Annotated in this window: 28 protein-coding genes; 10 read left to right on the top strand and 18 right to left on the bottom strand. The window is 70.8% G+C overall.

The annotated features are described in order from the left end of the window. Positions 1–145 precede the first annotated feature (145 nt). From D7X74_RS06625 to D7X74_RS06595, 7 genes are all read right to left on the bottom strand, one after another. On the bottom strand, positions 146–454 hold the full coding sequence (locus D7X74_RS06625) for a YtxH domain-containing protein (protein WP_120532068.1): 309 nt from the start codon (positions 452–454) through the stop codon (positions 146–148). Between the two features lie 60 nt (positions 455–514). Beyond that, positions 515–898, bottom strand: coding sequence for a hypothetical protein (locus D7X74_RS06620; RefSeq protein ID WP_120532067.1), 384 nt, complete (start codon positions 896–898; stop codon positions 515–517). Between the two features lie 35 nt (positions 899–933). Continuing rightward, positions 934–1,131, bottom strand: a complete 198-nt coding sequence (locus D7X74_RS06615; RefSeq protein ID WP_120532066.1) for a hypothetical protein — start codon at positions 1,129–1,131, stop codon at positions 934–936. Between the two features lie 72 nt (positions 1,132–1,203). Beyond that, a complete protein-coding gene (locus D7X74_RS06610) occupies positions 1,204–1,413 on the bottom strand; it encodes a DUF3618 domain-containing protein (protein ID WP_120532065.1) in 210 nt (69 codons plus the stop codon). Continuing rightward, a complete protein-coding gene (locus D7X74_RS06605) occupies positions 1,403–1,876 on the bottom strand; it encodes a phage holin family protein (RefSeq protein ID WP_120532064.1) in 474 nt (157 codons plus the stop codon). The genes D7X74_RS06610 and D7X74_RS06605 overlap by 11 nt, the downstream gene beginning before the upstream one ends. Before the next feature lie 175 nt (positions 1,877–2,051). Beyond that, positions 2,052–2,816: an endonuclease/exonuclease/phosphatase family protein gene (locus tag D7X74_RS06600; protein WP_120532063.1), complete on the bottom strand. Its 765-nt coding sequence runs from the start codon at positions 2,814–2,816 to the stop codon at positions 2,052–2,054. A 25-nt stretch (positions 2,817–2,841) separates the two neighbouring features. Continuing rightward, the gene (locus D7X74_RS06595; protein WP_120532062.1) at positions 2,842–3,342 is read right to left on the bottom strand and encodes a hypothetical protein; all 501 of its coding nucleotides are present in this window, start codon (positions 3,340–3,342) and stop codon (positions 2,842–2,844) included. 314 nt (positions 3,343–3,656) lie between these two features. On the opposite strand from D7X74_RS06595, the gene D7X74_RS06590 reads away from it, so the two are divergent. Beyond that, complete coding sequence (locus D7X74_RS06590) at positions 3,657–4,745, top strand: peptidoglycan DD-metalloendopeptidase family protein (protein ID WP_370450719.1); 1,089 nt, start codon at positions 3,657–3,659, stop codon at positions 4,743–4,745. A 7-nt stretch (positions 4,746–4,752) separates the two neighbouring features. Here D7X74_RS06590 and D7X74_RS06585 read toward each other — a convergent pair whose 3' ends face one another. The 10 genes from D7X74_RS06585 to D7X74_RS06540 form a co-directional block, all read right to left on the bottom strand. Continuing rightward, positions 4,753–5,535, bottom strand: a complete 783-nt coding sequence (locus tag D7X74_RS06585; RefSeq protein ID WP_120532061.1) for an enoyl-CoA hydratase/isomerase family protein — start codon at positions 5,533–5,535, stop codon at positions 4,753–4,755. After that, entirely contained in the window at positions 5,484–6,263 is a 780-nt protein-coding gene (locus tag D7X74_RS06580) for a TetR/AcrR family transcriptional regulator (protein ID WP_120532060.1), read from the bottom strand. Before D7X74_RS06580 ends, D7X74_RS06585 begins: the two co-directional genes overlap by 52 nt. Positions 6,264–6,412: 149 nt before the next feature. Continuing rightward, on the bottom strand, positions 6,413–6,763 hold the full coding sequence (locus D7X74_RS06575) for a helix-turn-helix domain-containing protein (protein WP_014398120.1): 351 nt from the start codon (positions 6,761–6,763) through the stop codon (positions 6,413–6,415). A gap of 64 nt (positions 6,764–6,827) precedes the next feature. Then, positions 6,828–9,518 carry an LPS-assembly protein LptD gene (locus tag D7X74_RS06570; RefSeq protein ID WP_120532059.1) on the bottom strand — a complete coding sequence of 897 codons (2,691 nt, stop codon included), beginning with the start codon at positions 9,516–9,518 and terminating at the stop codon, positions 6,828–6,830. Positions 9,519–9,569: 51 nt separating this feature from the next. After that, positions 9,570–11,066: an AMIN domain-containing protein gene (locus tag D7X74_RS06565; protein ID WP_120532058.1), complete on the bottom strand. Its 1,497-nt coding sequence runs from the start codon at positions 11,064–11,066 to the stop codon at positions 9,570–9,572. 92 nt (positions 11,067–11,158) lie between these two features. Further along, positions 11,159–12,430: an alpha/beta fold hydrolase gene (locus D7X74_RS06560; protein ID WP_120532057.1), complete on the bottom strand. Its 1,272-nt coding sequence runs from the start codon at positions 12,428–12,430 to the stop codon at positions 11,159–11,161. Positions 12,431–12,439: 9 nt separating this feature from the next. Next, complete coding sequence (locus tag D7X74_RS06555; protein WP_199741780.1) at positions 12,440–13,753, bottom strand: folylpolyglutamate synthase/dihydrofolate synthase family protein; 1,314 nt, start codon at positions 13,751–13,753, stop codon at positions 12,440–12,442. A 19-nt stretch (positions 13,754–13,772) separates the two neighbouring features. Then, complete coding sequence (accD, locus tag D7X74_RS06550; protein ID WP_120532056.1) at positions 13,773–14,624, bottom strand: acetyl-CoA carboxylase, carboxyltransferase subunit beta; 852 nt, start codon at positions 14,622–14,624, stop codon at positions 13,773–13,775. Positions 14,625–14,692: 68 nt separating this feature from the next. Beyond that, the gene (locus D7X74_RS06545; RefSeq protein WP_120532055.1) at positions 14,693–15,448 is read right to left on the bottom strand and encodes an MBL fold metallo-hydrolase; all 756 of its coding nucleotides are present in this window, start codon (positions 15,446–15,448) and stop codon (positions 14,693–14,695) included. Between the two features lies 1 nt (position 15,449). Continuing rightward, positions 15,450–16,100: a Crp/Fnr family transcriptional regulator gene (locus D7X74_RS06540; protein WP_120532054.1), complete on the bottom strand. Its 651-nt coding sequence runs from the start codon at positions 16,098–16,100 to the stop codon at positions 15,450–15,452. A gap of 174 nt (positions 16,101–16,274) precedes the next feature. Here D7X74_RS06540 and purM point away from each other — a divergent pair, with 174 nt between their 5' ends. Genes purM through D7X74_RS06525 form a run of 3 tightly spaced genes read left to right on the top strand, consistent with a single transcriptional unit; the run spans position 16,275 to position 18,501 of the window. Continuing rightward, the gene (purM, locus tag D7X74_RS06535; protein ID WP_120532053.1) at positions 16,275–17,312 is read left to right on the top strand and encodes a phosphoribosylformylglycinamidine cyclo-ligase; all 1,038 of its coding nucleotides are present in this window, start codon (positions 16,275–16,277) and stop codon (positions 17,310–17,312) included. Next, positions 17,309–17,974 carry a phosphoribosylglycinamide formyltransferase gene (gene purN, locus D7X74_RS06530; RefSeq protein WP_120532052.1) on the top strand — a complete coding sequence of 222 codons (666 nt, stop codon included), beginning with the start codon at positions 17,309–17,311 and terminating at the stop codon, positions 17,972–17,974. Before purM ends, purN begins: the two co-directional genes overlap by 4 nt. Next, a complete protein-coding gene (locus D7X74_RS06525; protein ID WP_233602000.1) occupies positions 17,971–18,501 on the top strand; it encodes a DUF523 domain-containing protein in 531 nt (176 codons plus the stop codon). Before purN ends, D7X74_RS06525 begins: the two co-directional genes overlap by 4 nt. 29 nt (positions 18,502–18,530) lie before the next feature. Here the strand turns inward: D7X74_RS06525 and D7X74_RS06520 are convergent, their stop codons facing one another. Then, complete coding sequence (locus tag D7X74_RS06520) at positions 18,531–19,604, bottom strand: enoyl-CoA hydratase/isomerase family protein (RefSeq protein ID WP_120532051.1); 1,074 nt, start codon at positions 19,602–19,604, stop codon at positions 18,531–18,533. 83 nt (positions 19,605–19,687) lie between these two features. On the opposite strand from D7X74_RS06520, the gene D7X74_RS06515 reads away from it, so the two are divergent. The 6 genes from D7X74_RS06515 to D7X74_RS06490 all read left to right on the top strand — a co-directional run. Then, the gene (locus D7X74_RS06515; protein ID WP_120532050.1) at positions 19,688–20,377 is read left to right on the top strand and encodes an HAD family phosphatase; all 690 of its coding nucleotides are present in this window, start codon (positions 19,688–19,690) and stop codon (positions 20,375–20,377) included. 86 nt (positions 20,378–20,463) lie between these two features. Beyond that, positions 20,464–21,984, top strand: a complete 1,521-nt coding sequence (locus D7X74_RS06510; RefSeq protein ID WP_120532049.1) for an NAD(P)-binding protein — start codon at positions 20,464–20,466, stop codon at positions 21,982–21,984. A gap of 105 nt (positions 21,985–22,089) precedes the next feature. Beyond that, complete coding sequence (rpmB, locus tag D7X74_RS06505) at positions 22,090–22,281, top strand: 50S ribosomal protein L28 (RefSeq protein WP_120532048.1); 192 nt, start codon at positions 22,090–22,092, stop codon at positions 22,279–22,281. Positions 22,282–22,298: 17 nt separating this feature from the next. Continuing rightward, complete coding sequence (gene murQ / locus D7X74_RS06500) at positions 22,299–23,261, top strand: N-acetylmuramic acid 6-phosphate etherase (RefSeq protein ID WP_120532047.1); 963 nt, start codon at positions 22,299–22,301, stop codon at positions 23,259–23,261. A gap of 65 nt (positions 23,262–23,326) precedes the next feature. Then, positions 23,327–24,490 carry an anhydro-N-acetylmuramic acid kinase gene (locus tag D7X74_RS06495; protein WP_120532046.1) on the top strand — a complete coding sequence of 388 codons (1,164 nt, stop codon included), beginning with the start codon at positions 23,327–23,329 and terminating at the stop codon, positions 24,488–24,490. Further along, the coding region (locus tag D7X74_RS06490; RefSeq protein ID WP_233601999.1) for an ATP/GTP-binding protein at positions 24,487–25,091 on the top strand (605 nt) is incomplete at its 3' end. The genes D7X74_RS06495 and D7X74_RS06490, both read left to right, overlap by 4 nt.

The following is a 25,091-nucleotide window of genomic DNA, read 5'->3' as shown; positions in this document are numbered from 1 at the left end:
GCTCCTGGTGCGAAGGCCTGCCCCGTCGAAACGGGACATGACCGCGCATCCTAGGCCATCCGCTTCCCCACCCGCCGGAAACACGAAAGCCCCTCCCCGTTCGCACGGGAAGAGGCTTCGTGTGGAATCCACCGCCGACCTGGAATCAGGTCGTCCGCGAACCCGGCGGCACCGTGGAGCCCGCGCCCTGCTGCGTGTCCGTGCCGCGCGCGCTGTTGATGGCGCCCGCGAGCTTGTCCTGGCCACCCTGCAGCTTGGTGCGCAGGTCGCCGCGCAGCTGCGTGCCCGGCTTGTCCGCCAGCAGCAGGCCCACGCCCACGCCCACCAGCAGGCCGGCGGCGAAGATGCCCAGCGCGGGCAGCGTCGTCTCCGCGGTGGTGCGGCGGGTCTCCAGACCCACGAGGTCCAGCAGGTCGTCGCGGTCCAGCTTCTTCAAGTCCTTCAGGCTCAGCATGTCCGACTCCGGGGAGGGAGACTTCAGTGGGAAAACAAAGGCGTGCGGCGCGGATGAAACCTAGACGCTGCCCGACGGCGGCGAGCCGCGGCCCGTCTGATAGCCCTGGAAGGCCGACTCGGCCATCCCGACCAGCTCATCCTTCACGAAGGGCAGCGCGGCCAGCCGCACGCCCAGCTTCAGGATGCGCGCCGTCAGCGGCGTGAAGAGCCCGCCGCCCAGCACGTAGCCCACGCCCGCGGCGATGGCCAGGGTGCCGTAGGGGTTGCGCTCCACGCGCCCCTTCAGGTCCAGCGACTGTCCCAGGTCCGCCACCGCGCTGCGCGCGTTGTCGATGAACTGCTGCGCGTCCGAACCCAGCTGGTCCACCCGCTGGCCGAAGCCCGCGTCGTCCGTGTGTTCCGCCGCGCTGCCATTGCCCGTCGTGCCCGAATACGTCGTCATGGTCGTGCTCCCTTCCTGCGCCCCCGGAGGGACGGTCAGCGCGAGGCGATCCGGCCCACGAGGAAACCCACCGCGATGGCGCCCAGCAGGCACGTGCCGGGGTTCGCCCGGATGAAGCCCACCACCTGACGGTTCAGGTCCACCAGGTTCTGCCGCGCCTCATCCACCTGAGGCATCACCTGATCCTGAAGCTGCCGAGCCCGGTCCGACATCTGCTGCGGATTGATTTCCATGGAAGCCCTCTGCGTGTGCGTTCGTTCTCGATACGACCCAAAGCTGTTCATCACCGGCCGCCCGCGCTTGCTTCAGCGCCGCGAGCCCACCAGGTAGCCCACGAGGAAGGCGGTCCCCACGCACGCGTAGGGATGACGCCGCACCCACTGGCGCCAGTCGGTGGCCACGGCCACCTCCTCGCGCAGCGCGCTCACCGACGTGGCCAGGTCGGCCCGGGTGCGCTCGATCTCCTCGCGCAGCGCCGCGCTCGTGCGCGGCAGTTGTCCATTGCTAGCGGCCATCCCGCGACTCCTTGAAGACCTTGTCCGTCGTGTCCTTGAGCGTGTTCACCCCAGGCGTCGCCGCATCCCGCGGACGTGCCGTGGTGAGCGCCGCCATGCTGCGCGACAGCTCGCTCGCGCTGTCATCCATCATCTGCCGGGACTTCATGCGGCTCACCGCGCGGAAGATGCCGAAGCAGCCTCCGACGAGGTTCACCCCGCCCACCAGCGCCAGCGCTCCCGCCCACCCCAGCCAGGTGGCCAGGAAGGCCGCCAGCGCGCCGCAGACGAACGCGTAGCCCACGAGGAGGAAGGGCACGAACACGGCGATGCTCGCCACGTCCAGGCCCACCGCCTTCGCGTCCTCCGCGATCTCCAGCCGCGCCAACTGCAGGTGCTGCGTCACCAGCCGACTGAAGCCGTCCGCCATGCGCCCGACGAGCGCGGCCACGCCGCGATCCGTCTGTTCACTGCCCACGTGCATGCGCTCTCCGGCCGACGCTCACGTCCTGTGCGCGTGGGCGCCAACCTAGGCACCCCTCTCCGCCGCGACAACCACATCCCGGCGAAACTGTCCGGCGTTCGCAAGCGTCGGCCACTCAACGCGAGAAACCTCCGGACCCCAACACCCTAGCCGATAGCGCCGTCCCGGCGCTGGCCTACCCGATGAGCTGCACCGGCGGCGCCACGGGCGGCTGCACCGCGATGGGCGCCTCGAAGCGCATGACGAGGGGCAGGTGGTCGGAGGCCACCCGGCTGAGCGGCGAGCGGTGCGGCGTCACCGACACCGGCCGCACCCCCGAGTCCACGTAGATGCGGTCCAACCGGAACAGCGGCAGCCGCGTGGGGTAGGTGCGCGCGGCGGCGCCCAGCTCGAACGCGGCGTCGTGGATGGCCTCCCGCACCAGCGACGACACCGGCCCGTTGCCCCACGAATTGAAGTCCCCGCACACCACCATCGGGTCCTTGCGCGCCGCGTCCCGGAGCAGGTCGGCGGACAGGAGCAGCGACTCCTGCCGCCGCCGCTCGCTCACCGACAGGCCCAGGTGGAGGCAGAAGACGTGGAGCTGCTTGCCTCCGCCCAGGTCCAGGTCGCACCGCAGCGCCCCCCGGGGCTCGCGCCCCGTCACGCTGAGGTCGTAGTTCTTCGACTTGAGCACCGGCAGCCGGCTGAGGATGGCGTTGCCGTAGCGGCGCCCGTTGCGGACCACGTTGGGCCCGAAGGCCATGTGCAGGCCCAGCATCTCCGCCAGGTGTTCGGGCTGGTCCTCCCGGGACGTCTTGCCCCGGAAGTCCCCCACCTCCTGGAGGGCGATGATGTCCGCGTTCACTTCACGCAACACCGCGCCCACGCGGGACAGGTCGAAGTGCCCGTCCACCCCGATGCCGCTGTGGATGTTGTACGAGACGAGTGTCAGCTCCACGCGTCGCTCACCCTCCCCTTCGGGTTCAGGCCGGGATGATCCGGCGGGCCGCCAGTCGCACCGCTTCCAGGGGCAGCGTCGCCAGCCGCTGCGCCGCCGACGCCACGTCGCTCACGCCAGTCTGGATGGCCTTCAGTTGACGGCGCGCCTCGTCGACAAGGTCCGTCAGCTGGCCCTGCGAAGACAACTGCTCCTTCGTGGTCGGCAGGGCCCCGATGGGCGCCGTCGTCCCGATGACGGGCGCCGCGGCCGCCTTGGCCCTCTTCGCGCGCGCCGGCTGGGCGTGGCTGAACTTGGCATCGGCCTCCGGACGGGCCAGTTCCTCCAACTGGAGCGCCATCTTGCGCGCCATGAGGATCTCTTCCGTCTGGGCGTGGCTCTTGCCGTAGTGGAGGCCTTCCGCGTCGTCCACCATCACGTGCGAGGACTGGGCAAGCTGCTCCTTGTCACGCTGACGCAGGCCGCGCTTCTGCACGGGCAGCGTCTTGGGAACCTGGAAGTGGTCGAAGCTGTAGGAGCGAGGCATGTGCGCTCTCCTTTTCGAAATCGATGCGCTGCGTTGATGGAGAGAAGCTAGGGAGCCCACCGTCGTCCGTAACGGCTTGACATCGCGGATCGGACACGGCTGCCTGCCGCTCGTCCGGCCGAGAACACGGATTCGCCTCCCAGGGCACGCAAGTACCGACAATGGCACGCATTCTTCGCCTGCTTCCGGGGCGTCCGACCGGGCGTCAACCAGCAGACCTCCAGGCGGGCCCTTCTGGCCGACGCGGCGGGCAACCAACACCTCCGACGCCGGTCCGGGAAGGTTCCGCGCGCGCGTGGTGTAAAGAACGGCCCATGCCCGCCCGGAATCATTCCGCGTCCCGTCTCCTCGTCCTCACCCTGCTCGCTTCCGGGCCCTCGGCGCTCGCCGCCGCCTCGCCCGCCTCTTCTCCCGCCGGGGTGGCGGGGACCGTGACGGGCGCCGCGCCCACGCCCTCCCCCCCGGGCACCCGCGCTCCGGGCGCGCCCACGCCGGGCGCCGTCGTCCAGGGCGAAATGGCGCCCCTGCGGGTGAAGCCCGACAGCCTCGGGCCCGTGCTGGACAGGCCCCTGCTGTCGCTCCAGCCGTCGAGCGCGAAGCCGGGAGACCCGGTGGTGGTGACGGTGCGCGGCGCGGCCGGGCTTCCCACGGGGACGCTCGGGGGCCGGCCGCTGCGCTTCTTCGCGTGGCGCGAAGGGCACCTCGCCCTCACCAGCCTCCCGGTGGAGCTGCCCCCCGGCACGCAGGTCGTGGACGTGATGGCCCCCGGCAAGGGGCTGCCGGTGGCGCTATCCGGCGCGCTGGAGGTGCTCGCCCCGGGCTACCGCGAGCGCGAGCTGCGCGTGGCCAGCAAGTACGTGTCGCCGCCCAAGGCGGTGAAGGCGCGCATGGAGGCGGACCGCAAGGCGTTCGCCGCGGCGTTCGCGCAGCCGTTCCGCGAGCCGCTGTTCGGACAGAACTTCGCGTGGCCGCGCCAGGACGTGGTGACGGCGCCCTTCGGCGACCGCCGCTCGTTCAACGGCAAGCTGCAGAGCCAGCACTTCGGCGTGGACCTGGACGGGGACCCGGGCGCGCCGGTGGTCGCCGCCAACGACGGCACGGTGGTGATGGCGCGCGACAACTACGCCTCCGGCAACACCGTGCTCGTGCACCACGGCGCGGGGCTCTTCACCGCGTACTTCCACCTGTCGCGCATCGACGTGAAGGACGGCGCGCAGGTGAAGCAGGGCGACGGGCTGGGGCTCGTGGGCAGCACCGGCCGCGTCACCGGCCCCCACCTCCACTGGGGTGTGAAGGCGGATGACCGGTGGGTGGATGGCCAGACGCTGCTCAAGCTGGACTTCTTCGGCGCGCAGGAGACGCCGGGCGTGGCGGTCAGCTCCCCCGAGCTGGCCAACCCCTAGCGGCCGCCTACTGGTCCTTCCACCGCGGGGGGCGCTTCTCCAGGAAGGCCGTCACGCCCTCCGCCGCGTCGTCCGCGAGCACGTTCAGCGACAGCTGCGACGACAGGAACTCCAGCGCGGCGGGCAACGTCAGGTCCTCCGCGGTGAAGAAGGCGCGCCGGCCCAGGGCCAGCACCGCCTGGCTCTTGCCCGCGAGCTTCCCCGCGAGCGCGGCCACCGTGGTGTCCAGCTCCGCGGCCGGCACCACGCGGTTGAGCAGTCCCAGCGCCAGGGCGTCGCGCGCGGGCAGCCGGTCCCCGGTGAGCACCAGCTCCAGCGCGCGCTTGCGGCCCAGGTGCCGCTGCAGCAGCGCCATCATCATCATGGGGAAGAGCCCCACGTCGATTTCAGGCGTGCCCAGGTCCGCGCCCTCCACGGCGACGGCCAGGTCGCACGCGAGCACCAGGCCCAGTCCGCCCGCCAGCGCGTGGCCGTTGACGCGGGCCACGGTGGGCTTGCGCACCTCCTGGAAGCGCGTGAGCAGCCGCCCGTAGGCGCGCCGGCCCTCGTGGGTGGCCAGGAAGCCGCCGTCTCCGGCCATCGCTCCCAGGTCTCCCCCCGCGCAGAACACCTTCTCCCCCGCGCCGGTGAGCACGAGCACGCGCACGGCGGGGTCCGCGTCCGCGCGCTCGAGCGCGTCGAGCAGTCCTTGAATCACGCCCGGCGACAGCGCGTTGCGCGCCCGGGGCCGGTCGATGGTCAGCTGCGCTTGGGGGCCTTGGACTTCGTACCGGACTTCTCCCGCTTCCATGTCGACACCTCCGCAGGGGCCTCGTGCTTCGGTTCCTCGGCCCTGACAGGCTCGGCCGTGGAAAGCTCGCTCCGGGGAGGCTCGGTCCGGGACGGCGCACCGCCGGGGACGAGGACGCCGTGGAGGAAGGAGTCGGCGATCTGCGCCTTGGCGCGCTCCAGCATCACCGTGTCGCGCGCGTCCGCGAGGCCCACGACGAAGGCCGTGAGGCCCATCTCGATGGAGCCGAACAGGAGCGCGGAGGCAAGCAGCGGATCCACGTCCGGGCGCAGCTCCCCGGACTCCTTCGCGCGGGTGAACATCTGCGCGCTCAGGCGGATGACGTCCACGAAGGCCGTCTGCCGGTTGATGCGGGCCCCCGCGGGGCTGCGGGCGATTTCAAGGATGAGGACCTTCACCGCGCGCGGGTCCACGCGGTAGGCCTCGAAGGCCACGTCCGCGATGCGGCGCACCTTCTCCTCCAGCGGGCCTTCGCTCTCCGCGACCAGCCGCGCACGGGAGATGAAGCCGCTCCAGCCCGTCTCGAAGACGGTCTCGAGCAGCTCGTCCTTGTTCTTGAAGTAGTGGTAGACGAGCCCGTACGCGACGCCCGCCTCCTTGGCGACGTCCGCGATGCGGCAGCCGTGGTAGCCCTTGCGGGCGAACACGTCGATGGCGGCACGCAGGATGGTCCGGCGACGCTCGCTCTCCCGCGTCCCGCCTTCCGGTGCCGACTTCTGCTGGCCCACGCGTCCTCCCTACGGCTGGTTGATTCGAAAATCAGCCAACCACGCTACGGACGCGGGGCCCCGGGGTCAATCCTTACGTGGGGCCTTCCGCCACGCCGAGGGGGAGGCGGGCGGAAGGCGCTGGAAGGCGACAGCCTGCCTGGAAGGCTTCAGGCGGCCGAGCCGTTGAACATCACCCGGGCGACGCCCAGGAGGCGGTCCACGTCGCGGGCGTTGAGGCCCCGGGCGCGGGCGAAGTCCGACAAGGGACGCAGCAGGTCCTCCGTCTGGGCGGGCGTCTGCTCCGTGCCCGTGAAGAGCTCACCAAGGCTGACACTGAGGGCGTTGGAGAGCGCCGCGAGCGTCTCGACATGGGGGACACGCTCGCCACGCTCGATCATCGACAGGAAGGACACGCTGATCTGTGCCCGCTCGGCGAGCTCTTCCTGCGTCCATCGCTCCGGGCGCTGCGTGCGAAGCTCGCGAATGCGCTGGCCAATTCTTTTTCCGAGATCCGACACGAAAGACTTCTCCTGGGGGGGATGTTTCGAGGTGAGTGCAACCCTCGCGTACGGCGGGTGATTCCTAACCCCCCGAACCAAAGGATCCGAAGCCGGCGACGCTGAAATTCACGCCGGCGAATTCCGGCGACTGGTTGCGCCGCAGGATCATCACCCCCTCGATTCGCCAGCAGTCACAGGCGGGCCCGTAGGACACGCCAAAGGTCTGCTGGGCGAGGGGCTGACTTTCCTGGGAAACCGGATCCTTATAGAGGGGCTGCACAAGTGCTTCGTATCGCAACCCGAGCCCGAATCCGAGTTTGATTCGCGTACCAGCAGTGAGTGCCTGTGCCCGTTCGGTCGGAGAGGGGTCGACCTGATCGGTGTGTGACGGCAGGGGGCGGGGTGCGTCTCCGACGAGCATGTCGATGCCCCGGCGCACGAAATCCGGACCTTGTGCGAGCGGATCCAACCCCCGGTCGATGGAGAACTGCTTCACCGCGAGCAGGTCGTCATAGCGGCCGTAGAGCGCGTTGCCCTTGCCGTTGTCGATGGTGAAGTCGGCGCCCAGCTGGGTGATGGTCGCCGTCGTCGGGTCCATGCGCACGACGGCGCCCGCGGAGAGGACCCCGGCGCTGGCGGACAGGCGCGCGAAGGTGTCGCGCAGCACGCCGCCCCGCACCGTGTCCCGTCCGGCGACGGGGGCGTGGCGGGACAAGTCGAAGCCCTGGCCAATCCGCAGGCGCAGGGGCTCCCGGGTGGTGGGGCCCTTGCGCACGCGCAGCGACTGATCCACGGCGACCACGGCCTGGAGGAAGCCGCGCACGCGGCCGTCGGACTGGAGCGGCACTGCGGCGTCCCCTTCGTCGTAGACGAGCGGCACGGTGCCGGAGCCCTCCGCGCGAGCGGCGGTGAGGACGTGGCCCCAGCCTCCGGGCACGTAGCGCAGCGTCACCGACGGGGACAGCGTGTGGCGATAGAGCGTGTCCTTGTCCGTGAACGTGCGGGCCAGCTGGGAGTCCAGCACCAGGTCCGCCATGGGGTAGCCGCGCTGGGAGGTGCGGCCGGAGAACTCTCCCACGGAGACGTCCTGGCGCACCGCCAGCGACGGTGTCAGCCGCGCCCAGGAGCCCAGCCCGTAGGACGTGGACACGCGCGGCAGCAGCGTCACGCGGTCGCGGCCCTCGCGCTCCGTGGCGTCGAAGCGGCCATTGCCCTCCAGGTCGTCGATGGGCAGGCCGAAGTAGTCGATGTTCAGCGGCGCGGACGCCGGGCGCCAGCGGGTGAACGGCGCGTAGAGCGCGTCCCGGCCGTCGTCCGCGAAGGGGCTGCGCAGGGGCGAAAGGCGGCTGTACTCCACCTGCACCCCGCCCATCACGCCGCCGCCGAACAGGGGCCGCTCGGGCAGGGCCAGGGTGAGGCCCGGCAGTCGCTGGAACGTGGTGGGGCCGTGGGGATCCACGGCGACGTTGCCCGGGGTGGCGATCGCGGGGATGACGTTCGAGCGGAAGAACCGGAACGGGTAGCGCAGGTCCTGGCGCAGCGACACGTCCAGGCCCAGGTAGCGGTCGTCCTTGCGCTGGTACACGACGGCGGTGCTGCGCAGGTAGTTGTTGTTCTGCACCAGCAGGTCGGCGGTGAGGTCGCGCGTGTAGAAGCCGTCCGACACGAAGTACGCGTCCACCCGGTCACGCCAGCCGTCCCCCAGCTCCTGCGTGTGCTGCCAGGACGCCTCGCCCCGCAGCCCGCGCTTCTCATCGAAGATCTGCGACGTCTGGATGCCCGGCACCTGGCTGTGGTCGTGGACGCGCATGAACCCGCCGGAGACGGGATCCAACCGGGGCCGCAAATCGTAGAGGAAGCCCACCGTGGCCCGGCCCCGCGTCCGGTCGCTGGGGACGTAGCGGAACTCGGTGAGCAGCCGGGGCCCCTTCACGCCGTTGGGGCGGGGCTCGCGGATGGGCTTTTTCGTCACCGGGTCCTGGAACGGCCCATCGATGTCGCCTCCGCCCGTGTAGTAGCCGGGCGTGAAGGTCATGTCGTAGCTCTCCCCCAGCGTGAGGAAGACGGGCACGTCCAGCCCGAAGCCGTTGAGGCCGGAGTTGGACGGGCGGGGAATCAGCAGACCGGAGCGGCGCTCGGCCAGGGGCAGGTACAGCCACGGCAGCGCGAACACCGGCACCGAGCGCACGTACACCACGGGCCAGGTGAGGATGGCCCGCTCGCCCATGACGACGCTGGCCTCCTTGGCCTCCACGCGCCAGCTGGGCTCCCCGGGGCCGCACTGGCACGGGGTGAAGGCGAGGCCGTCCACGGAGAAGGCCGCCTCCCCGGTGCGGCGGATGCGCGTGCCGCTCAGGAGGACGGGCGTCTCCCCCAGCTTGCGCAACTCATCCGGCGTCTTCGCGGCCTGGAGGGCTTCGGGGGTGACGCCCTTCTTCTGCATGAAGAGGCCGCCCTTCACATTGGCCTCGTTGGAGCGCAGGTCCACGCGCACGTCGTCCGCGATGGCGGCCATCATGCCGCTGACGAACATCACGTTGCCGGTGGCGGTGGCCACCTGGGTGGCCTCGCTGTACGTCACCTCGTCCGCGCGCAGCACGTTGGGGCCGCTTCTCAGCTCGCAGTGGCCCCGGGCGGTGAGGATGTCCGACTCGTAGACGACGTAGTCGGCCGCCAGCTCCACCACCTCGCCGGTGGGCAGTTCCACCTGGGTGGCCAGCGGAATCTGGGCCGACACCAGGAGCGTCAATGCGACCGGAACAAGGAAGGTCATGCAGGGGGCGTTGGCAGGGGGCGCCGTGCCGGCAACGGCGCCCGCCCCGTCCTAGCGGCCCGGACGCGGGAAGTCGAGGGTGATGAGCCCGCCGTCCTGGCGTGTCTGGTAGCGAACCCCCTGCTTCAACTGGATGACGACGCGAACGGTGTGGCCCGCGCCGGCGAACGCCTCCACGCGCGACACCGCCGACGGGAAGAAGTGCGTGTCCAGGGGCAGCGTGTTGTTGGACTCCACCACGCGCGTGTTCTCCAGCTCCAGCACCACCTGGTTGCCCGACTCGCTCACCGTATAGCGGACCGGCTCGTTGGTGCGCACGAACACGCGCGAGCTGTCCGGCTGCTGCTGGAAGCCCACCAGCGTCATCGTCTTGCGGCGCGACGACGTCTGGCCCCCACCGCTCTCCCGCGCCGAGCTGCCCTGGCTGGCGGCGCGCGAGGGCGTCTCGCGGGACGCCACCGTCCGCTGCTGGCGGCTCTCGCGGGCCTCCTCGGCCTTCTGGCGCCGCGTCTCGGCGGCGGAGGCGCGGGCCTGCTGCTGCTCCTCGCGGCGGGCCTGGGTGGCGGCCTGGGCCTCCTCGGCCCTCTGGCGCTTCGCGTCCGCGGCGGCCTGCGCGGTGGCGCGCTTCTCCTCGGCGGCGGCCTGGGCGGCGGCGCGCTTCTCCTCGGCGGCGGCCTGGGCGGCGGCGCGCTTCTCCTCCGCCGAGCTCTTCGCGGAGGCCTGGGCCTGGGCCTGCTGCTGGCGCTGGGCCTCGGCGGCGGCCTGGGCGGCGGTGCGGCGCTCCTCCTCCGCGCGCTGGGCGGCCACGCGGGCGTCCTCCTCCTGGCGCTTGCGCTCGGCGATGGCGGCGGCCTCGGAGGTGCGGCGCTCCTCGTCCTGGCGCTGCGACGCGAGCCGGGCCTCCTCCTGCTTCTGGCGCTCGGCGTCCGCGTCCGCCTTGGCGCGGGCAGAGGCCTCGGCGGCGGCCTTCTCCTGGGCCTCCCGGTCCGCCCGGGCGGCGTCGGCGGCGGCCTTCGCGGCCTTGTCCTGGGCGTCGCGGTCCGACGCGGCGGCCTTCGCGGCGTCCTGGGCGTTGGCCCCCGTCGGGGTGTTGGTCGCGGAGGCGATCTCCGCCGTGCCCTGCGGCTGCGCGGGCGTGTTCGCGGCGACGGCCGTGTTGCCCCCACCCCCCAGGACCTTCACCACCAGCTTGTTGCCGGCGGACTGGATGTCGGTCTCCACCTCGCGCTCGTAGCCGATGAGGATGCGCGCGATGGAGGCGGACTCGGTGCCGTACGTGGCGGTGCGGATGCCGGTGACGGTGCCGTTGCCCACCGGCTGCTCTTCGTCCACGCCCTGGAAGACGGCGCCGGACACGTCCAGCACCAGCCGGGGCGGATCCGTCATGGTGAAGCTGTTGAAGTCCGGCTTCTTGCTGCCGGTGATTTCAACCGTCCCACCATTCACGGTGATGCTGGTGATGGTGTTGAGGTCCGCAGCCGGCTGCTGCGCCAGCGCCACCAGGGGCACGAGCATCCATCCGAGCAGCGACACCGCCAAGGCCTTCATCGACCACTCCCGTTGACGTACGACAGAGGCGCGCGAAATTAGCACGCAGCCGGGAGGCTCCAACTTTTCAGGCCCGCGGGAACGTCCGCGCTTCAACGCAAGCGCGGCAGCGTGGGCGAGCGCGTGCGGTGCGTGCGTGTGTATTCAATGAGGTTCTTGATGTCGTAGCAGATCTGCCGGATGTCGTGCCCCATGGTCAGCTCGACGTGGCTGTTGCCCTTCACCGGCCGCCACAGCAGGTATTCGCTCTTCGCCGCGCGATACACGCTGCGGGTGGACTCCACGGACGCCAGCGGATCCATGTCCCCGAAGATGATGGCCATGGGGATTTCAATCTTCCCGAAGCCGCGCTTGAAGTCGTAGTCCGTGCGATAGCAGACCATCTCGCCCCGGCGGATCCACCGGGCGAACTGTTCAATCACCTTGCGCGGCTCGCGCTCGCCGCCCTCGCGCAGCAGCCAGCGGATGTCGTCGCGGCTGACGCGTTCGGTGTTGACCAGCCGGTTCAGCTTGCGCGTGAAACGTTGATACAACTTCGAGTCATCCGCCTGCGCCAGCTGCCGCTCCACGAACTTCAGGACGACGTCCACCGGCACCGCGTTGAACACGAGCGACTTCGGGGTGTCCGGCGTCAGGCGCTTCTGGAGCGACGGGCTGAAGGCCCCTGCCCCCTTGGACAAGAGCGAGCGTCCGAACGAGCTCGCGCGGCGGTTCAGGTTCACGCCCCCCAGCGCCATGTCCACCGCGCTCGCCAGGAGCGGTGAGCCGTGCGCCAGCATGCGCAGCAGCATGAACCCACGCCCCAGGTCCGCGGGGGCGCCAATGGTGATGAGCCCCTCGAAGTCGTCGTGGATGCCGGCGTAGCCGTAGCCCAGCATGCCGCCCATGGAGTGGCCGCAGTAGAAGACGCGCTCGCGGCGGGTGATGCGCTTCACGCCGGAGACGGCCGCGGGCAGGTCGTAGAGGAAGTAGCTGTCCAGGTCCCAGCCGTAGTCCAGGTCCGGGGGAAGCGGGCGCTTGAAGCGCTCGGCGCGCTCCTTCTGGAAGGCGATGGAGCTCTTGCCGTGCCCGCGCAGCTCCAGGATGTGGATGTCCACGCCGAAGAAGAGCAGGTTCTTGACGAACTGGCCGCTCGTCCACGTGTGCCGGTTCTGGGAGAAGCCGTGCACGAGCAACAGCGGCTCACCGAACAGCGGCTGCGCGAACGCCTGTTTCACCGGCCGGTATCGCGTGATGACAAGCGACCATCCGTCCGCCGTCTCCACCACGTAGTTCGTCTTTGAGTACAGCGCCCGGAAGTCGACTTCATCGACGGTGGGCATCGGAGGACCCGGTAGGGCCGATCTCCAGTCCGGCAGGCGCATGTCTCAAAGTTACTGCCGCTGCTGCATCGCGCCAAGGTTTCCTGCGACCAATCGCTTCACGGCGCCGACCAGGAACAATGAACCTGTACAAAGGACCCATCCTTCCGGGCTGCCGTCCGCATCGACCCGGGCCCCCGCGAGGGCATCCTCCAGGGAGGCATGGGCGACGACGCGTGAACACAAGGCGCGCGCTTCGTCGGTGTATCGCTCCGGCGCCAGCGAGCGCGGCGTGTCCAGCGGGGTGAGGTGCACGGAGGTCGCCCGCGGCAACAGGGCCCGCATCATCGGGCCCCGGTCCTTGTCCGCCACCACCCCGAACACCAGGTGCAGGGGACGCCCCGCGTAGAGGGCATCCAGGGCCTCCAGCAGCACCGCCACCCCCGCCGGGTTGTGGGCGCCGTCCACCACCACCGGGGGATGGGAGGCCACCTCCTCCAGACGTCCGGGCCAGCGCGCGGTGGCCAGCCCCACCCGGGCGGCCTGGGGCGTCACGGCCACGCCCCGCGCCTGGAGGGTCTCCAGGCAGGCCAGGGCCACCGCCGCGTTCTGCCGCTGGTAGGGCCCGCGCAGGGCGAGCGTCAGGTCACCCAGCGACCAGCCGAGCCCCCGGTACGCCAGCCTGCCGTCATCGTGGACCTCCAGGCCGAAGTCGCGGCCCTCCACACGGACCGGCACCCCCAGCTGTTCCGCCCGGCGCAGGAGCGCGTCCATCGCCTCCGGGTCCTGCCGGGAGAGCACCACCGGCACGCCGGGCTTGAAGATGCCCGCTTTCTCCCCAGCGATGTCCCGGAGCGTGTGGCCCAGGTACTCCATGTGGTCGAAGGACACGGGGGTGACGCAGGTGACGACGGGGTTCGCGGCGCTGGTGGCGTCAAGCCGTCCACCGAGGCCGGTCTCCAGCACGGCCACGTCCACGCGCTCCCGCGAGAAGTGCCAGAGGGCGACCACGGTGCCGAACTCGAAGTACGTCATCGGGTCCGCAAGCGCGGAGGGGTAGCGCTCCAGCACCTCCAGGATGCGCTGCCCGAAGACGTCGTCCGGGATGTCCTCGCCCGCCACGCGGATGCGCTCGTTGACGCGCACGAGGTGCGGCGACGTGTAGAGCCCCACCCGGTGGCCTGAGGCTTCGAGCGCGCGCGCCACGAAGGCGCAGGTGCTGCCCTTGCCGTTGGTGCCGGCGACGTGCAGCGCCGGGTAGTCGCGCTCCGGGTGGTCCAGCGCCGCGAGCGCGTCCTTCACCCGCTCCAGGCCCAGCTTGATGCCGGAGGGGTTGAGCGCCTGGAAGAAGCGCAGGGCCTCCTCGGGGGTGCGGGGCGCGTCCATGGCGGAGGGCGGGACGGCCCTACCCCAGCAGGCCCAGGAGCTGGCCCAGCTTCATGCGCAGGTCCTTGCGGTGGATGATGGCGTCGATCATCCCGTGGTCCAGCAGGAACTCCGAGCGCTGGAAGCCCTCCGGGAGCTTCTGGCGGATGGTCTGCTCGATGACGCGCGGGCCCGCGAAGCCGATGAGGGCGTGCGGCTCCGCGAGGATGACGTCGCCCAGCCAGGAGAAGGACGCGGCCACGCCGCCGGTGGTGGGGTTGAGCATCACCGACACGTACGGCTTGCCGCTGTTGCGGAAGCGCGCGATGGCCGCGGACGTCTTCGCCATCTGCATCAGGGAGAAGATGCCCTCCTGCATGCGCGCGCCGCCGGACGCGGAGAACACCAGCGCGGGGCACTTGAGCTCGTACGCGCGCTCGAACACGCGCGTCACCTTCTCCCCCACCACCGAGCCCATGGAGCCGCCCATGAATTCGAAGAGGAAGCAGCCCACGGAGACCTGATGGCCCTCGATGCGGCCCACGCCGGAGATGAACGCGTCGTTCTCATCCAGGTTCTTGCGCGTGGACTTCAGCCGGTCCTTGTACTTCTTGGTGTCGCTGAACCCGAGCGGATCCAACGGCTCCAGCTCCTTGTCGAACTCCTCGAAGGAGTCCGGATCCAACGTGGCCGCCAGCCGCGAGCGCGCCGTCCAGGCGTGGTGGTGGTCGCAGTGCGGACACACCATCCAGTTCTTCTCCAGCTCCTGACGGTAGATGATCTCGTCGCAGCTCTCGCACTTGGCCCACAGGCCCTGCATGCGGGAGGGCTGGGGCTCGGCGACAGGCTCGGGGTCGACGGCGATGCGGGGCTTCTTGGAGAACCAGGCCATGTGGGCGCCAGGGGTTAGTCCGCCCGCCGACAGCCGTCAATACCCCCGTACGGCGCGCCGCGGCACGGCTAGAACTGGAAGGTCTCCCCCAGCTCCAGGACGTTCACCGGCAGTGGGGCCAGCTCCTTCTTGAGCTGGGGGATGAAGGCGGGCTTCAGGTGGTAGAGCATCACCTGGGCGCCGTTGCGGTCGAACTTGCGCAGCTCCGAGCCCACGGTGGCCGGCGTCAGGTGGCCGGAGATGTCCGCCAGGGCCTGGAGGCTGTTGGGGAAGCTGGCTTCCAGCAGCAGCGCCTTCAAGTTCTTCGTGGCGTTGAGCGCCTTCCACAGCTTGTCGGTGGGGCCGGTGTCGCCGCTCATCGCGAGGGAGGACTTCCCGTCGGAGATGATGAAGGCGCAGGACTCCACCGGGTGGCTCACCGGCACGCTCCTCACGGTGTAGGGGCCCACCTGGAAGGTGCTGCCGGCGCGGAAGGTCTTGATGGCCAGCACGGGCTTGTGGCGCGTGGGGATGCGGGTGAAGTCCGGCCACAGGGCGTTGTTGAACATGTTCTCGCGCAGCGCCCTGGCGCACTCGCGGGAGGCATGGATGGTGACGGGCTTGTCGCGCCGGCCGATGACCAGGTCGGCGAGCAGCGGCAGGTCCTTCACGTGGTCGAAGTGGCTGTGGCCGACGAGGATGTCGTCGACCTTGCAGAGCTGCTCCAGCGACAGCGTCCCGGTGAGTGCTCCCGCGTCGAGCGCGAGCACGTCGTCCACGAGGAAGCAGGTGCTCCTGCACGTGGGAAGCTCGCCGCCGTGGCACCCGAGGACTTGCAGCTTCACGCTAGAGGTCTCCGAACTTCCACTTCATCTCGAGGTAGTTGAGGAAGTCATGCAGCCGGGCCGTGTCATACACGGTCAGTCTGTCACCGCTGCGCTCGATGAGCCCCGCGCGCTCCATGCGATCCAACATGCTGCGAACGGCGGGCTCGCCCACGCCGATCTGCCGGGGCATCTCCCGCACCGCGAAGTCGATCTCCACGCCCTCCTCCTGCTGCCGGCCCCGCGCCTGGCAGGCCTGGAGGATCTGATGGACCACGCGGCTGGCGGGGTCCCCGTGGAGCAGGTTTTCAATCTGGGCGTCCGCCTCCGACAGGCGCTCGGCCAGCTTCTTGATCATCCTGACGGCGATCTCCGCGTTGCCGCGGATCATCGCCTCGAAGGTTTTCGGATCGATGACGAGCAGCTTCGCGTCGTCATGGACGATGGCGGAGGCGTTCCGGGGCTTGTTGGAGATGATGGCCATCTCACCGAAGAATTCGCCCGGTCCCAGGACGGCCAGGACCTTCTCCACGTCGCGCACGCGCTTGGAGATGGCGATCTTCCCCGACTGGATGACGAACATCTCCTTGCCGATCTCTCCCTCACGGAAGAGCTCGGTGCCCTTGGGGAACTCCTTGCCAAATCTTTGAAAGAGGGTTTCCTCGGCGCCCATCTGGCCCGCGAGTCAATCAGCCCCCACCCCACCGGTCAAATATCCCAGAGCGATATCGCGCGGTGGCGAGGCAGGACGGTCTTCATGCCGGGGGGCGCGGTCGCCGCCGCAAACCCGACACGGGGACGCCGAGGCCCGAGACAGGACCCCCTGGGAGGGGTACAAGGCCGGCCCGTGGGAACGACCTATAAGCAGAGCGGCGTAGACATCGAGGCCGGCGACGCGTTCGTCGAACGAATCAAGCCCCATGCCGCGCGCACCACGCGCCCCGAGGTGTTGGCCGGGGTGGGTGGGTTCGGCGGACTGTTCGCCCTGCCGCCCGGCAAGTACCAGGCGCCGGTGCTGGTGGCGGGCACCGACGGCGTGGGCACCAAGCTCAAGGTGGCCTTCCTCGCGGGGCGCCATGACACGGTGGGCATCGACCTGGTCGCCATGTCGGTGAACGACATCCTCACCTGCGGCGCGGAGCCGCTCTTCTTCCTGGACTACTTCGCCACCGGCAAGCTGGAGGTGGACGCGGCGGCGGAGGTGGTGAAGGGCATCGCGCTTGGCTGCGAGCAGGCGGGGTGCGCGCTGCTGGGCGGAGAGACGGCGGAGATGCCGGGCTTCTACGCGCGCGGCGAGTACGACGTCGCGGGCTTCTGCGTGGGCGTGGTGGAGCGCTCGGCCATCATCGACGGCAAGACGGTGAAGCCGGGGGATGCGCTCATCGGCCTGACGTCGTCGGGGCTGCACAGCAACGGCTACTCGCTGGCGCGCAAGGTGCTGCTGGACGACGCGAAGCTGCCGCTGGACGTGACACCGCAGGGGTTGGACCGCCCGCTGGGCGACGCGCTGCTGGAGCCCACGCGCATCTACGTGAAGGACGCGCTCGCGCTGTGCCAGGCGGTGAAGGTGAAGGGCATGGCGCACATCACCGGCAGCGGCATCCCGGGCAACCTGCCCCGGTGCCTGCCGGACGGGACGCGCGCGGTGCTGAACGAGTCGGCGTGGAAGAAGCCGGCCATCTTCGACCTCATCGCGAAGACGGGCAACGTCGCGCGCGATGAGATGTTCAGCACGTTCAACATGGGCCTGGGCCTCATCGTCGTGGTGGCGAAGGAGGACGTGGCCCAGGCGCTGGAGGTGCTGCGCGGCCGGGGCGTGGAAGCGTCCGAGGTGGGCCGGGTGGAAGCGGGCCAGGGCGAGGCCACGGCGGTCATCGACCCATGAGCGCGAAGCGGGCGCGGCTGGGGGTGCTCATCAGCGGTGGCGGGAGCAACCTGCAGGCGCTGCTCGACGCGGCCGGGCAGGCGGACTTCCCGGCCGAGGTGGCGTGCGTGGTGTCCAACATGCCCACCGCCTACGGGTTGGAGCGCGCGCGCAAGGTGGGCGTGCGCGCGGAGGTGGTGGACCACAAGGGCTTCGCGTCCAAGGCGGACTTCGAGGCGGCGGTGCTCGGCGTGCTGGCCGACGCGGGCGTGGAGTGGGTGTGCCTCGCGGGGTTCATGCGGCTGGTGAGCGCGGACTTCCTGAAGCACTTCCCGGGGCACGTGCTGAACATCCACCCTTCCCTGCTGCCCGCGTTCCCGGGGTTGCATGCGCAGCGCCAGGCGCTGGAGCGAGGGGTGAAGGTGGCCGGGTGCACGGTGCACTACGTGGACGCGGGCACGGACACCGGGCCCATCATCGCGCAGGCGGCGGTGCCGGTGCTCCCGCAGGATGACGAAGCCAGCCTGAGCGCGCGCATCCTCGCGGAGGAGCACCGGCTGTATCCGCTCGCCGTGCGGCTGGCGGTGACGGGCGCGGTGACCCTGGATGGGATGCGCACGCGCGTGGACGCGATCGTCACGGGAGATGGGATGGCCCTGCGCAGTCCGGGTGCCCCGAAGTGACGGTGGTGACGGAGCCGGACGGGGCGCGGAGTCCTTCCTCCGAAGCTTCCGCCCGAGATGCGCGACGGCAGGCCCTGCGCGATGCGCCCGTGGTCCTGGTGAGCGCGTGCCTGCTGGGTGAGGCGTGTCGGTATGACGGGCGCTCGCAGCGCTCGGAGCGCGTGCTCGCGGCGCTGGATGGAAAGTCCGTGGTGCCCATCTGTCCGGAAGCCGCCGCGGGCATGGGCATCCCCCGCCCTCCCGTGGACCTGTCCGGAGGCACCGGCGTGGACGTCTGGGCAGGCCGTGCACGGGCCCTCACGCGGGAGACCCGTGAGGACCGTACCGAGGCATTCCAGGACGGCGCACGACTCGCGCTGGATGCCGCGCGGCGGTTCGAGGTCCCGGTGGCGCTGCTGAAGGAGAAGAGCCCTTCATGCGGCAGCCAGCGCGTCTACGACACCGGCGTGCTGCGTCCGGGTGAAGGCATCACGACCGCGCTGCTGCGCGCGGACGGACGCACCGTCGTGAGCGACGAGGACCTGTAGCCCTCCCTCGTGCAACTCCGCTTCACGGCTCAGTCCAACGACGGCAGCACCAGCTCGTCCCCGGGTCGCGGCGCGAAGCACGCCTCCACCTCCGCGTCCGTCACCTCCGCGAGCGTGGCCGGGCTCCAGCGCGGCTTCTGATCCTTGTCCACCAGCACGGCGCGAATCCCCTCCCGGAAGTCCGGCCGCGCGGTCAGCGCCTGGCTCAGCCGGTACTCCACGCGCGCCATCGTGTCGTAGTCCCGACCGCGTCCTTCACGAAGCTGCCGCAGCGTCACCTTCAAGCTCGTGGGCGACATGCGCAGCAGCGTGGCCCGCGTCTCCTCCGCCCACGTCGACCCCTCCCGCTCCAGCGCCGCGAGGATGTCCTCCACCCGGTTCCCCTGGAAGCACCGGTGGATGGCCTCCGCCCGGGCCTCCAGCGACGACGTCCCCGGCTCCGCGATGAAGCCCGCGAGCACGTGCGCCGCCACATGGTGCGCCAGTCCGCTCCAGTCCGCGGCCACCAGCGCGCCCAGGATCTCCTCCAGGCGCGAAGCCTCCACCCGGTGCGTCGCGTACCCCAGCCACACCGCGTCCGCCGCGTCACACCGCGCGCCCGTCAGCCCCAGGTACGTGCCCGCCTCGCCCGGGAAGCGCGGCAGGAACCAGCCACCGCCCACGTCCGGGAAGATGCCGATGCCCGTCTCCGGCATCGCGAGCACCAGCTTCTCCGTGACCACCCGGAACCCGCCGTGCACCGACAGCCCCAGCCCCCCGCCCATGCAGATGCCGTCCACCAGCGCGATGAAGGGCTTCGGGAAATGGTGGATGCGGTGGTTGAGCGCGTACTCCGCGAGGAAGAACTCGCTCGACAGGGACCCGCCCCCCTCCGTGCGGCCAACCGACCCGGCCACCGCGCGCACGTCCCCTCCCGCGCAGAACGCCTTGCCTCCCGCGCCGCGAATGACCACCGCCTTCACGGCCGGATCCGCCGCCCAGGCATCCAGTCGGGGGTGCAGCGCCCGGCACATCTCCAGCGAGAGCGCATTGAGCGCCTTCGGGCGGTTGAGGGTGACAAGGCCCACGGCCCCCCGGGTCTCCAGCAGCACGTCCTCGCTCATGCCTCCGGGGATATCAGGCCCGGCCATGCACACATGGGGAGATTCAGGGGTGACAAGCCGACGGAAAACGGTATGGGAAGCAAATGACTTCCGCAGCCGCCCCCCTGCGCGCCGCCGTCTTCGACATGGACGGCACGCTTGTCGACAACATGGACTTCCACAACCGGGCGTGGGTGACGCTTGCCCGGAAGCTCGGGCTGGAGAACCTGACCGCCGAACGGTTCCAGAACGAGTTCGCGGGGAAGAAGAACGAGGAGATCTTCCCGGAGCTCCTGGGGCGCACGCTGTCCGTCGCGGAGCTGGATGCGCTCGCGGAGGAGAAGGAGTCCCATTACCGCGCCATCTACCGGCCCTACCTCGCGCTGCACCGGGGCGCCGAAGGCTTCCTCCACCGGCTGCGCGACGCGCGCCTGCCCATGGCCGTGGCCACCGCCGCGCCGCAGGGCAACCGCGAGCTGGTGCTGGACGGGCTCGGCGTGCGGTCGCTCTTCGCGACCGTCGTGGGCGCGGAACAGGTGACCCGGGGCAAGCCCGCGCCGGACATCTTCCTGGCGGCGGCCCAGGCGCTGAAGGTGCCCCCGGAAGCGTGCGTGGCCTTCGAGGACGCCATCAATGGCGTGCTGTCCGCGCGCGCCGCCGGCATGGTCACCGTGGGCATCACCACCACCACCACCGCCGAGCTCCTGAAGAAGGCCGGCGCCCACTACACCGCCACGGACTTCGACACGCTGCCCCCGGAGCTGCTGGCGCGGCTGTTCTCCGCGCGTCCCTGACGGGCCGTCCGGACCCGCCCCCCGGACCGAAACCAACGCGCCAAAAGGGCGCCAGACGCGGTGACGTTGTGTAGTGTTCGACAGCCATGTCGACGTCCGCCGCCAAACTCAAGCTCCCCTCGGGCCCGTCCCGGCACGTGTACGACGTCATCGTGCTGGGCAGCCAGGTCGGAGGCGCGCTCGCCGCCGCGCTCCTGGCGAAGCGCAACCACCGCGTGTTGCTGGTGGAGCACGACGGCATGGGCCCCGGCTACGAGCACGACGGCTTCGTGCTGCCCTACGCCCCCTTCGTCGCGCCGCCCCTCAAGGCGATGCCCGCGGTGGAGGAGGCCCTCACCGAGCTGGGGCTGTCCACCGTCATCGGCCGGGCGATGCGCCCCCACACGCCCGAGCTCCAGCTGGTGCTGCCGAAGAACCGGGTGGACCTGACCACGGACGCCGCGCGCCGCCGCTCGGAGCTGACGCGCGAGTTCGGCGAGGCCGGCGAAGGCATCCAGGGCGCGCTGGCCGGCAGCGCCGCCCAGCACGAGGCCACCGACGCCTTCTTCAAGACGGGCCCCCAGCTGCCCCCCGACGGCTTCTTCGACGGCTGGAAGCTCAAGGGGCTCATCAAGGAGCACCCGGGCCTGGAGGCCACGCCCCGGCTCGCGAGCGAGGACCCCGCGCTGTCCCTGGTGCGCGGCCTGCTGCCCTTCGTGGTGCACCTGGAGAAGCCCTCCGCGCCCCTGACGCTCACCCGGGCCCTGTCCCAGGTGCTCGCCGCGCCCTCCACCTACCCCGGCGGCATGGACGCCCTGCGCGACGTCCTCACCCGGCGGCTCGCGGAGCTGGGCGGGGACGTGCTGGGCCGCGACAACCCGGCGGGCTTCATCGTCGAGGAGCTGGCGTTCGACGGCAGCAAGTTCGCGGGCGTGAAGCTGGTGCGCTCGGACACGCTCTACCGGGCCTCCTGCCTGGTGACGGCCACGGACTCCGGGGCCCTCCGCCGACTGGTGACGGACAAGAAGCACCACCGGGGCCTGCTGGAGCACCTGGACCAGTCCAACACCAAGTCCCTGCTCTTCAGCGTGAACTGGGTGGTGCCGGAGTCGGCGCTCCCGCGCGGCATGGGCGAACTGGTGCTGGTGGACACCCAGGACCCGGAGCTGGGCCCCATGCTCGTGCAGCAGCACCCGGCGCGCACCACCACCGCGGGCAACACCCGGGACGTGGAGGGCGTGCGCGTGGTGTGCGCGGGCGCCTTCGTCCCGGCCTCCGCGCGCGAGCTGGGCGAGGAGCACCTCCAGGCCCTGGCGTCGAAGATCGACGACCACCTGGACCGGCTGATGCCCTTCACGAAGCAGCACCGCGCGCTGCGGTCGGCCCCCTACCTGGACGCCGGGGGAGTGCGCGGCAGCCGCCTCATGCCCCACCCCCTCTACAGCTTCGAAGCGGAAGCCTTCCTGGGCGTCACGGGGTTGAAGCAGCGCACGCCCGCGAAGAACGTGATTCTGGCGGGCCGCGAGGTGCTGCCCGGCCTGGGCCTGGAGGGTGAACTCCTGGCCGGAATGCGGGCCGCGAAGCTGGTGCAGGAGATGCTGAAGAAGAAGGATCCCCTCAAGGGATAGGTTTCCCTCACGGATCCGGCTGGATTTTCGGACTGTTTCTGGTAGGGTCCGCCGCTCTTTTATGGGCTGCTGTAGAACGCCCCAGTTTTCAAGGAGTTAGCAGTCATGGCGTGGAAGTGCGACCTCTGTGGGAAGCGTCCGCTGGTGGGTAACAACGTCAGCCACGCGAACAACAAGACCAAGAAGCGGACCCTGCCGAACCTGCAGAAGCTGCGGGCGAACGTCGAGGGCCGCATCGAACGCGTTCTGGCCTGCACCCGCTGCATCAAGGCGGGCAAGGTGACCAAGGCCGCCTGAAGTCCGGGGTCCTTCCGGTGGGCACGACGCGCGCCCCAAAAGCAGCGCTTCCGCCCACCGAACGGCTCCACCCCCGCGCGGATGATCTGGACCTCCTCCCTGTCGAGGCGGTCGTCCGACGGTTGCATCAAGAAGACCTGATCGCCCTTCGCTCGGTGCGCGAGGCCCTGCCGGCCATCTCGGCGGCGGCCCGGACCGTGGCGGAAGCGTTGCGCGTCGGTGGCAGGCTGCTCTACGTGGGCGCCGGCACCAGCGGACGGCTTGGCGTGCTCGATGCCAGCGAGTGTCCCCCCACCTTCGGCGTGCCGGCCACCTGCGTCCAGGCGGCCATCGCCGGTGGGAAGCGGGCCCTGACGCGCGCCGTGGAGGGCGCCGAGGACGACGTCGAGGCGGGAGCCCGGGCGGTGCGCACCTTCCGGGCGACGGCGCGCGACGTGGTGTGCGGCATCTCCGCGAGCGCGTCCACGCCCTACGTCCGGGGCGCGCTGGACGAGGCCCGCCGCCGGGGGGCGCACACGGTGCTGGTGTGCTGCAACCCACCCGGCAGGCCCATGCGGGCGGACACGGTGGTGCTGGCGCGCACGGGGCCGGAGGTGGTGGCGGGCTCCACGCGGCTCAAGGCGGGCACGGCGACGAAGCTGGTGCTGAACGCGCTCACCACGGCGGCCTTCGTGGCGCTGGGCAAGGTGTACCGGGGGCGCATGGTGGACGTGCGCCCCACGAACGTGAAGCTCAAGGCCCGCGCGGCGCGCATGGTGGCGGAGCTGACGGACCTGCCTCCGGCGCGGGCCCAGGCCCTGCTCGCGGCGGCGGGGGACAGCGTGAAGCTGGCGCTGGCCATGCACTTCACCGGGCTCCCGCCCGCCCAGGCGCGGCGCAGGTTGGAGGACGGAGGCCTGCGAGCGCTTGCCCCTCCCGTGCCCGGACGGACGGCCGTGTCCAAGGCGAACGGAAAAGGCCTCCGGCGCCGTCGGTCCTGAACACCGGGGGGACCCGGGGGGCTGGGGTCCGGCGAGCGTGGGAGCAGGGCTTTAGACTTCAGGGCATGCGCCCCGCCCCACCGACCTCCGCGTTCCTGCCGCCCCGGCTGTGCGTGGGCGTGCTGTCCGGCACCAGCGTGGACGCGGCGGAGGCCGCGCTGTGCCGGGTGGAGGGCACCGGCGCGGACGTGAAGCTCCAGTTGCTGGCCCACGTCTCACGCCCCTTCGCGCCGGACCTCATCGCGCGGGTGCTGGGCCCCCAGGACGCCCGGAGCCTGTGCGCGCTCAACTTCGAATTGGGCGAACAGTTCGCCGAAGCCGTGCTCGCCGCCATCGCGCGCGCGGGCGTGGCCCCCGGGGACGTGCACGTCGTCGGCTCGCATGGCCAGACGATGGCCCACCTGCCGTCGGACCTGTCCCCCACGCCCTCCACGCTCCAGATTGGCGAGGCGGACGTCATCGCCGAGAGAACCGGCCTGCCCGTCGTCAGCGACTTCCGCACCCGGGACATGGCCGTGGGCGGCCAGGGCGCGCCGCTCGTGCCCTACCTGGACTGGGCCGTCTTCCGCAACCGTGAGCGGCCGGACGCCACGCGCGCGTTCCTCAACCTGGGCGGCATCGGCAACCTGAGCGTGGTGGGAGCACGCATGGAGGACACCCTCGCGTTCGACACCGGGCCCGCCAACATGGTGCTGGACGGCCTGGCGCGCCGGATGACGGACGGACGGCTCGGGTGCGACCGCGACGGGAGCCTGTCATCGCGCGGACAGGTGCTCCCCGCGCTCCTGGAGGAATTGCTCGCCCATCCGTTCCTCGCGCGGCCTCCGCCCCGCAGCGCCGGCCGCGAGGGCTTCGGGGAGCCCCTGGTGGAGCGCCTCTGGGCGGCGGCACCGGAGCGCCCCCACGACCTGATGGCCACCGCGAGGGCCTTCACCGTGGAGGCCACCGCGAGGGCCTTCGAGACCTGGGTGTTCCCCCGCTTTCCGCGCCTGGAAGCGGTGTACGTCTCCGGTGGAGGGACGCGGAATCCGGCGCTGATGGAGGACCTGCGGGCGCGGCTGGCCCCGGTGCCCCTGGAGCGGCTGGACGTGCTCGGCTTCCCCGAGGAAGCCAAGGAAGCGGCCCTCTTCGCCCTGCTCGCGGCCGAGCACCGGGCGGGGACGCCCGCGAATGTTTGCCCCGCAACTGGCGCGAGGCGCCGAGTCGTTCTAGGTAAGCTGACACCGTGAGCAGCGTGAACCTGATGGCCCGCGAAGTGGCGGCGAAGATCGTCTTCTACGGCCCGGGCCTGTCCGGGAAGACGACGACCCTGCGGAAGATCTACGAGACCGTCCGCCCGGCGCACCGTGGCGAGATGATGTCCATCGCCACCGAAGGCGACCGGACGCTCTTCTTCGACTTCCTGCCGGTGAAGGTGGAGCGCGTGGGCGACTGCTCCGTGCGGCTCGCCCTCTACACCGTGCCCGGCCAGGTCTTCTACAACGCCACCCGCAAGCTGGTGCTCCAGGGCGCCGACGGCGTGGTGTTCGTGGCGGACTCGCAGGCGGAGGCCATGGACGCCAACCGCGAGTCGCTGGCCAACCTGGAGGAGAACCTCCTGGAGAACGGCATCCGCCTGGAGCGCTTCCCGCTGGTGATGCAGTGGAACAAGCGCGACCTGGAGGGCACCCTCTCCGTGGAGGAGCTGCGCCGGGAGCTCAACCCGCGCGGCGTCCCCGACTTCGAGACGGCCGCCACCAACGGCCGCGGCGTGCTGGACACGCTGAAGACCATCACCCGCCTGGTCATCAAGGACCTGCGCGCCAAGCGCATCGTCCCGCCGCCCCGCCC

It is taken from the genome of Corallococcus sp. CA047B, from assembly GCF_003612065.1.
Taxonomy (GTDB): domain Bacteria; phylum Myxococcota; class Myxococcia; order Myxococcales; family Myxococcaceae; genus Corallococcus; species Corallococcus praedator.
The sequence above is the reverse complement of the archived record's forward strand: the minus strand, read 5'-3'. Positions and strand labels throughout refer to the sequence as shown.

Excerpts from the sequence above, each read along its gene's own strand:
- D7X74_RS06625 (WP_120532068.1), bottom strand. The coding sequence starts at position 454 with ATGCTGAGCCTGAAGGACTTGAAGAAGCTGGACCGCGACGACCTGCTG.
- D7X74_RS06620 (WP_120532067.1), bottom strand. The coding sequence starts at position 898 with ATGACGACGTATTCGGGCACGACGGGCAATGGCAGCGCGGCGGAACAC.
- D7X74_RS06615 (WP_120532066.1), bottom strand. The coding sequence starts at position 1,131 with ATGGAAATCAATCCGCAGCAGATGTCGGACCGGGCTCGGCAGCTTCAG.
- D7X74_RS06610 (WP_120532065.1), bottom strand. The coding sequence starts at position 1,413 with ATGGCCGCTAGCAATGGACAACTGCCGCGCACGAGCGCGGCGCTGCGC.
- D7X74_RS06605 (WP_120532064.1), bottom strand. The coding sequence starts at position 1,876 with ATGCACGTGGGCAGTGAACAGACGGATCGCGGCGTGGCCGCGCTCGTC.
- D7X74_RS06595 (WP_120532062.1), bottom strand. The coding sequence starts at position 3,342 with ATGCCTCGCTCCTACAGCTTCGACCACTTCCAGGTTCCCAAGACGCTG.
- D7X74_RS06590 (WP_370450719.1), top strand. The coding sequence starts at position 3,657 with ATGCCCGCCCGGAATCATTCCGCGTCCCGTCTCCTCGTCCTCACCCTG.
- D7X74_RS06585 (WP_120532061.1), bottom strand. The coding sequence starts at position 5,535 with ATGGAAGCGGGAGAAGTCCGGTACGAAGTCCAAGGCCCCCAAGCGCAG.
- D7X74_RS06570 (WP_120532059.1), bottom strand. The coding sequence starts at position 9,518 with ATGACCTTCCTTGTTCCGGTCGCATTGACGCTCCTGGTGTCGGCCCAG.
- D7X74_RS06565 (WP_120532058.1), bottom strand. The coding sequence starts at position 11,066 with ATGAAGGCCTTGGCGGTGTCGCTGCTCGGATGGATGCTCGTGCCCCTG.
- D7X74_RS06560 (WP_120532057.1), bottom strand. The coding sequence starts at position 12,430 with ATGCGCCTGCCGGACTGGAGATCGGCCCTACCGGGTCCTCCGATGCCC.
- D7X74_RS06555 (WP_199741780.1), bottom strand. The coding sequence starts at position 13,753 with ATGGACGCGCCCCGCACCCCCGAGGAGGCCCTGCGCTTCTTCCAGGCG.
- accD (WP_120532056.1), bottom strand. The coding sequence starts at position 14,624 with ATGGCCTGGTTCTCCAAGAAGCCCCGCATCGCCGTCGACCCCGAGCCT.
- D7X74_RS06540 (WP_120532054.1), bottom strand. The coding sequence starts at position 16,100 with ATGGGCGCCGAGGAAACCCTCTTTCAAAGATTTGGCAAGGAGTTCCCC.
- purN (WP_120532052.1), top strand. The coding sequence starts at position 17,309 with ATGAGCGCGAAGCGGGCGCGGCTGGGGGTGCTCATCAGCGGTGGCGGG.
- D7X74_RS06520 (WP_120532051.1), bottom strand. The coding sequence starts at position 19,604 with ATGAGCGAGGACGTGCTGCTGGAGACCCGGGGGGCCGTGGGCCTTGTC.
- D7X74_RS06515 (WP_120532050.1), top strand. The coding sequence starts at position 19,688 with ATGACTTCCGCAGCCGCCCCCCTGCGCGCCGCCGTCTTCGACATGGAC.
- D7X74_RS06510 (WP_120532049.1), top strand. The coding sequence starts at position 20,464 with ATGTCGACGTCCGCCGCCAAACTCAAGCTCCCCTCGGGCCCGTCCCGG.
- rpmB (WP_120532048.1), top strand. The coding sequence starts at position 22,090 with ATGGCGTGGAAGTGCGACCTCTGTGGGAAGCGTCCGCTGGTGGGTAAC.
- D7X74_RS06495 (WP_120532046.1), top strand. The coding sequence starts at position 23,327 with ATGCGCCCCGCCCCACCGACCTCCGCGTTCCTGCCGCCCCGGCTGTGC.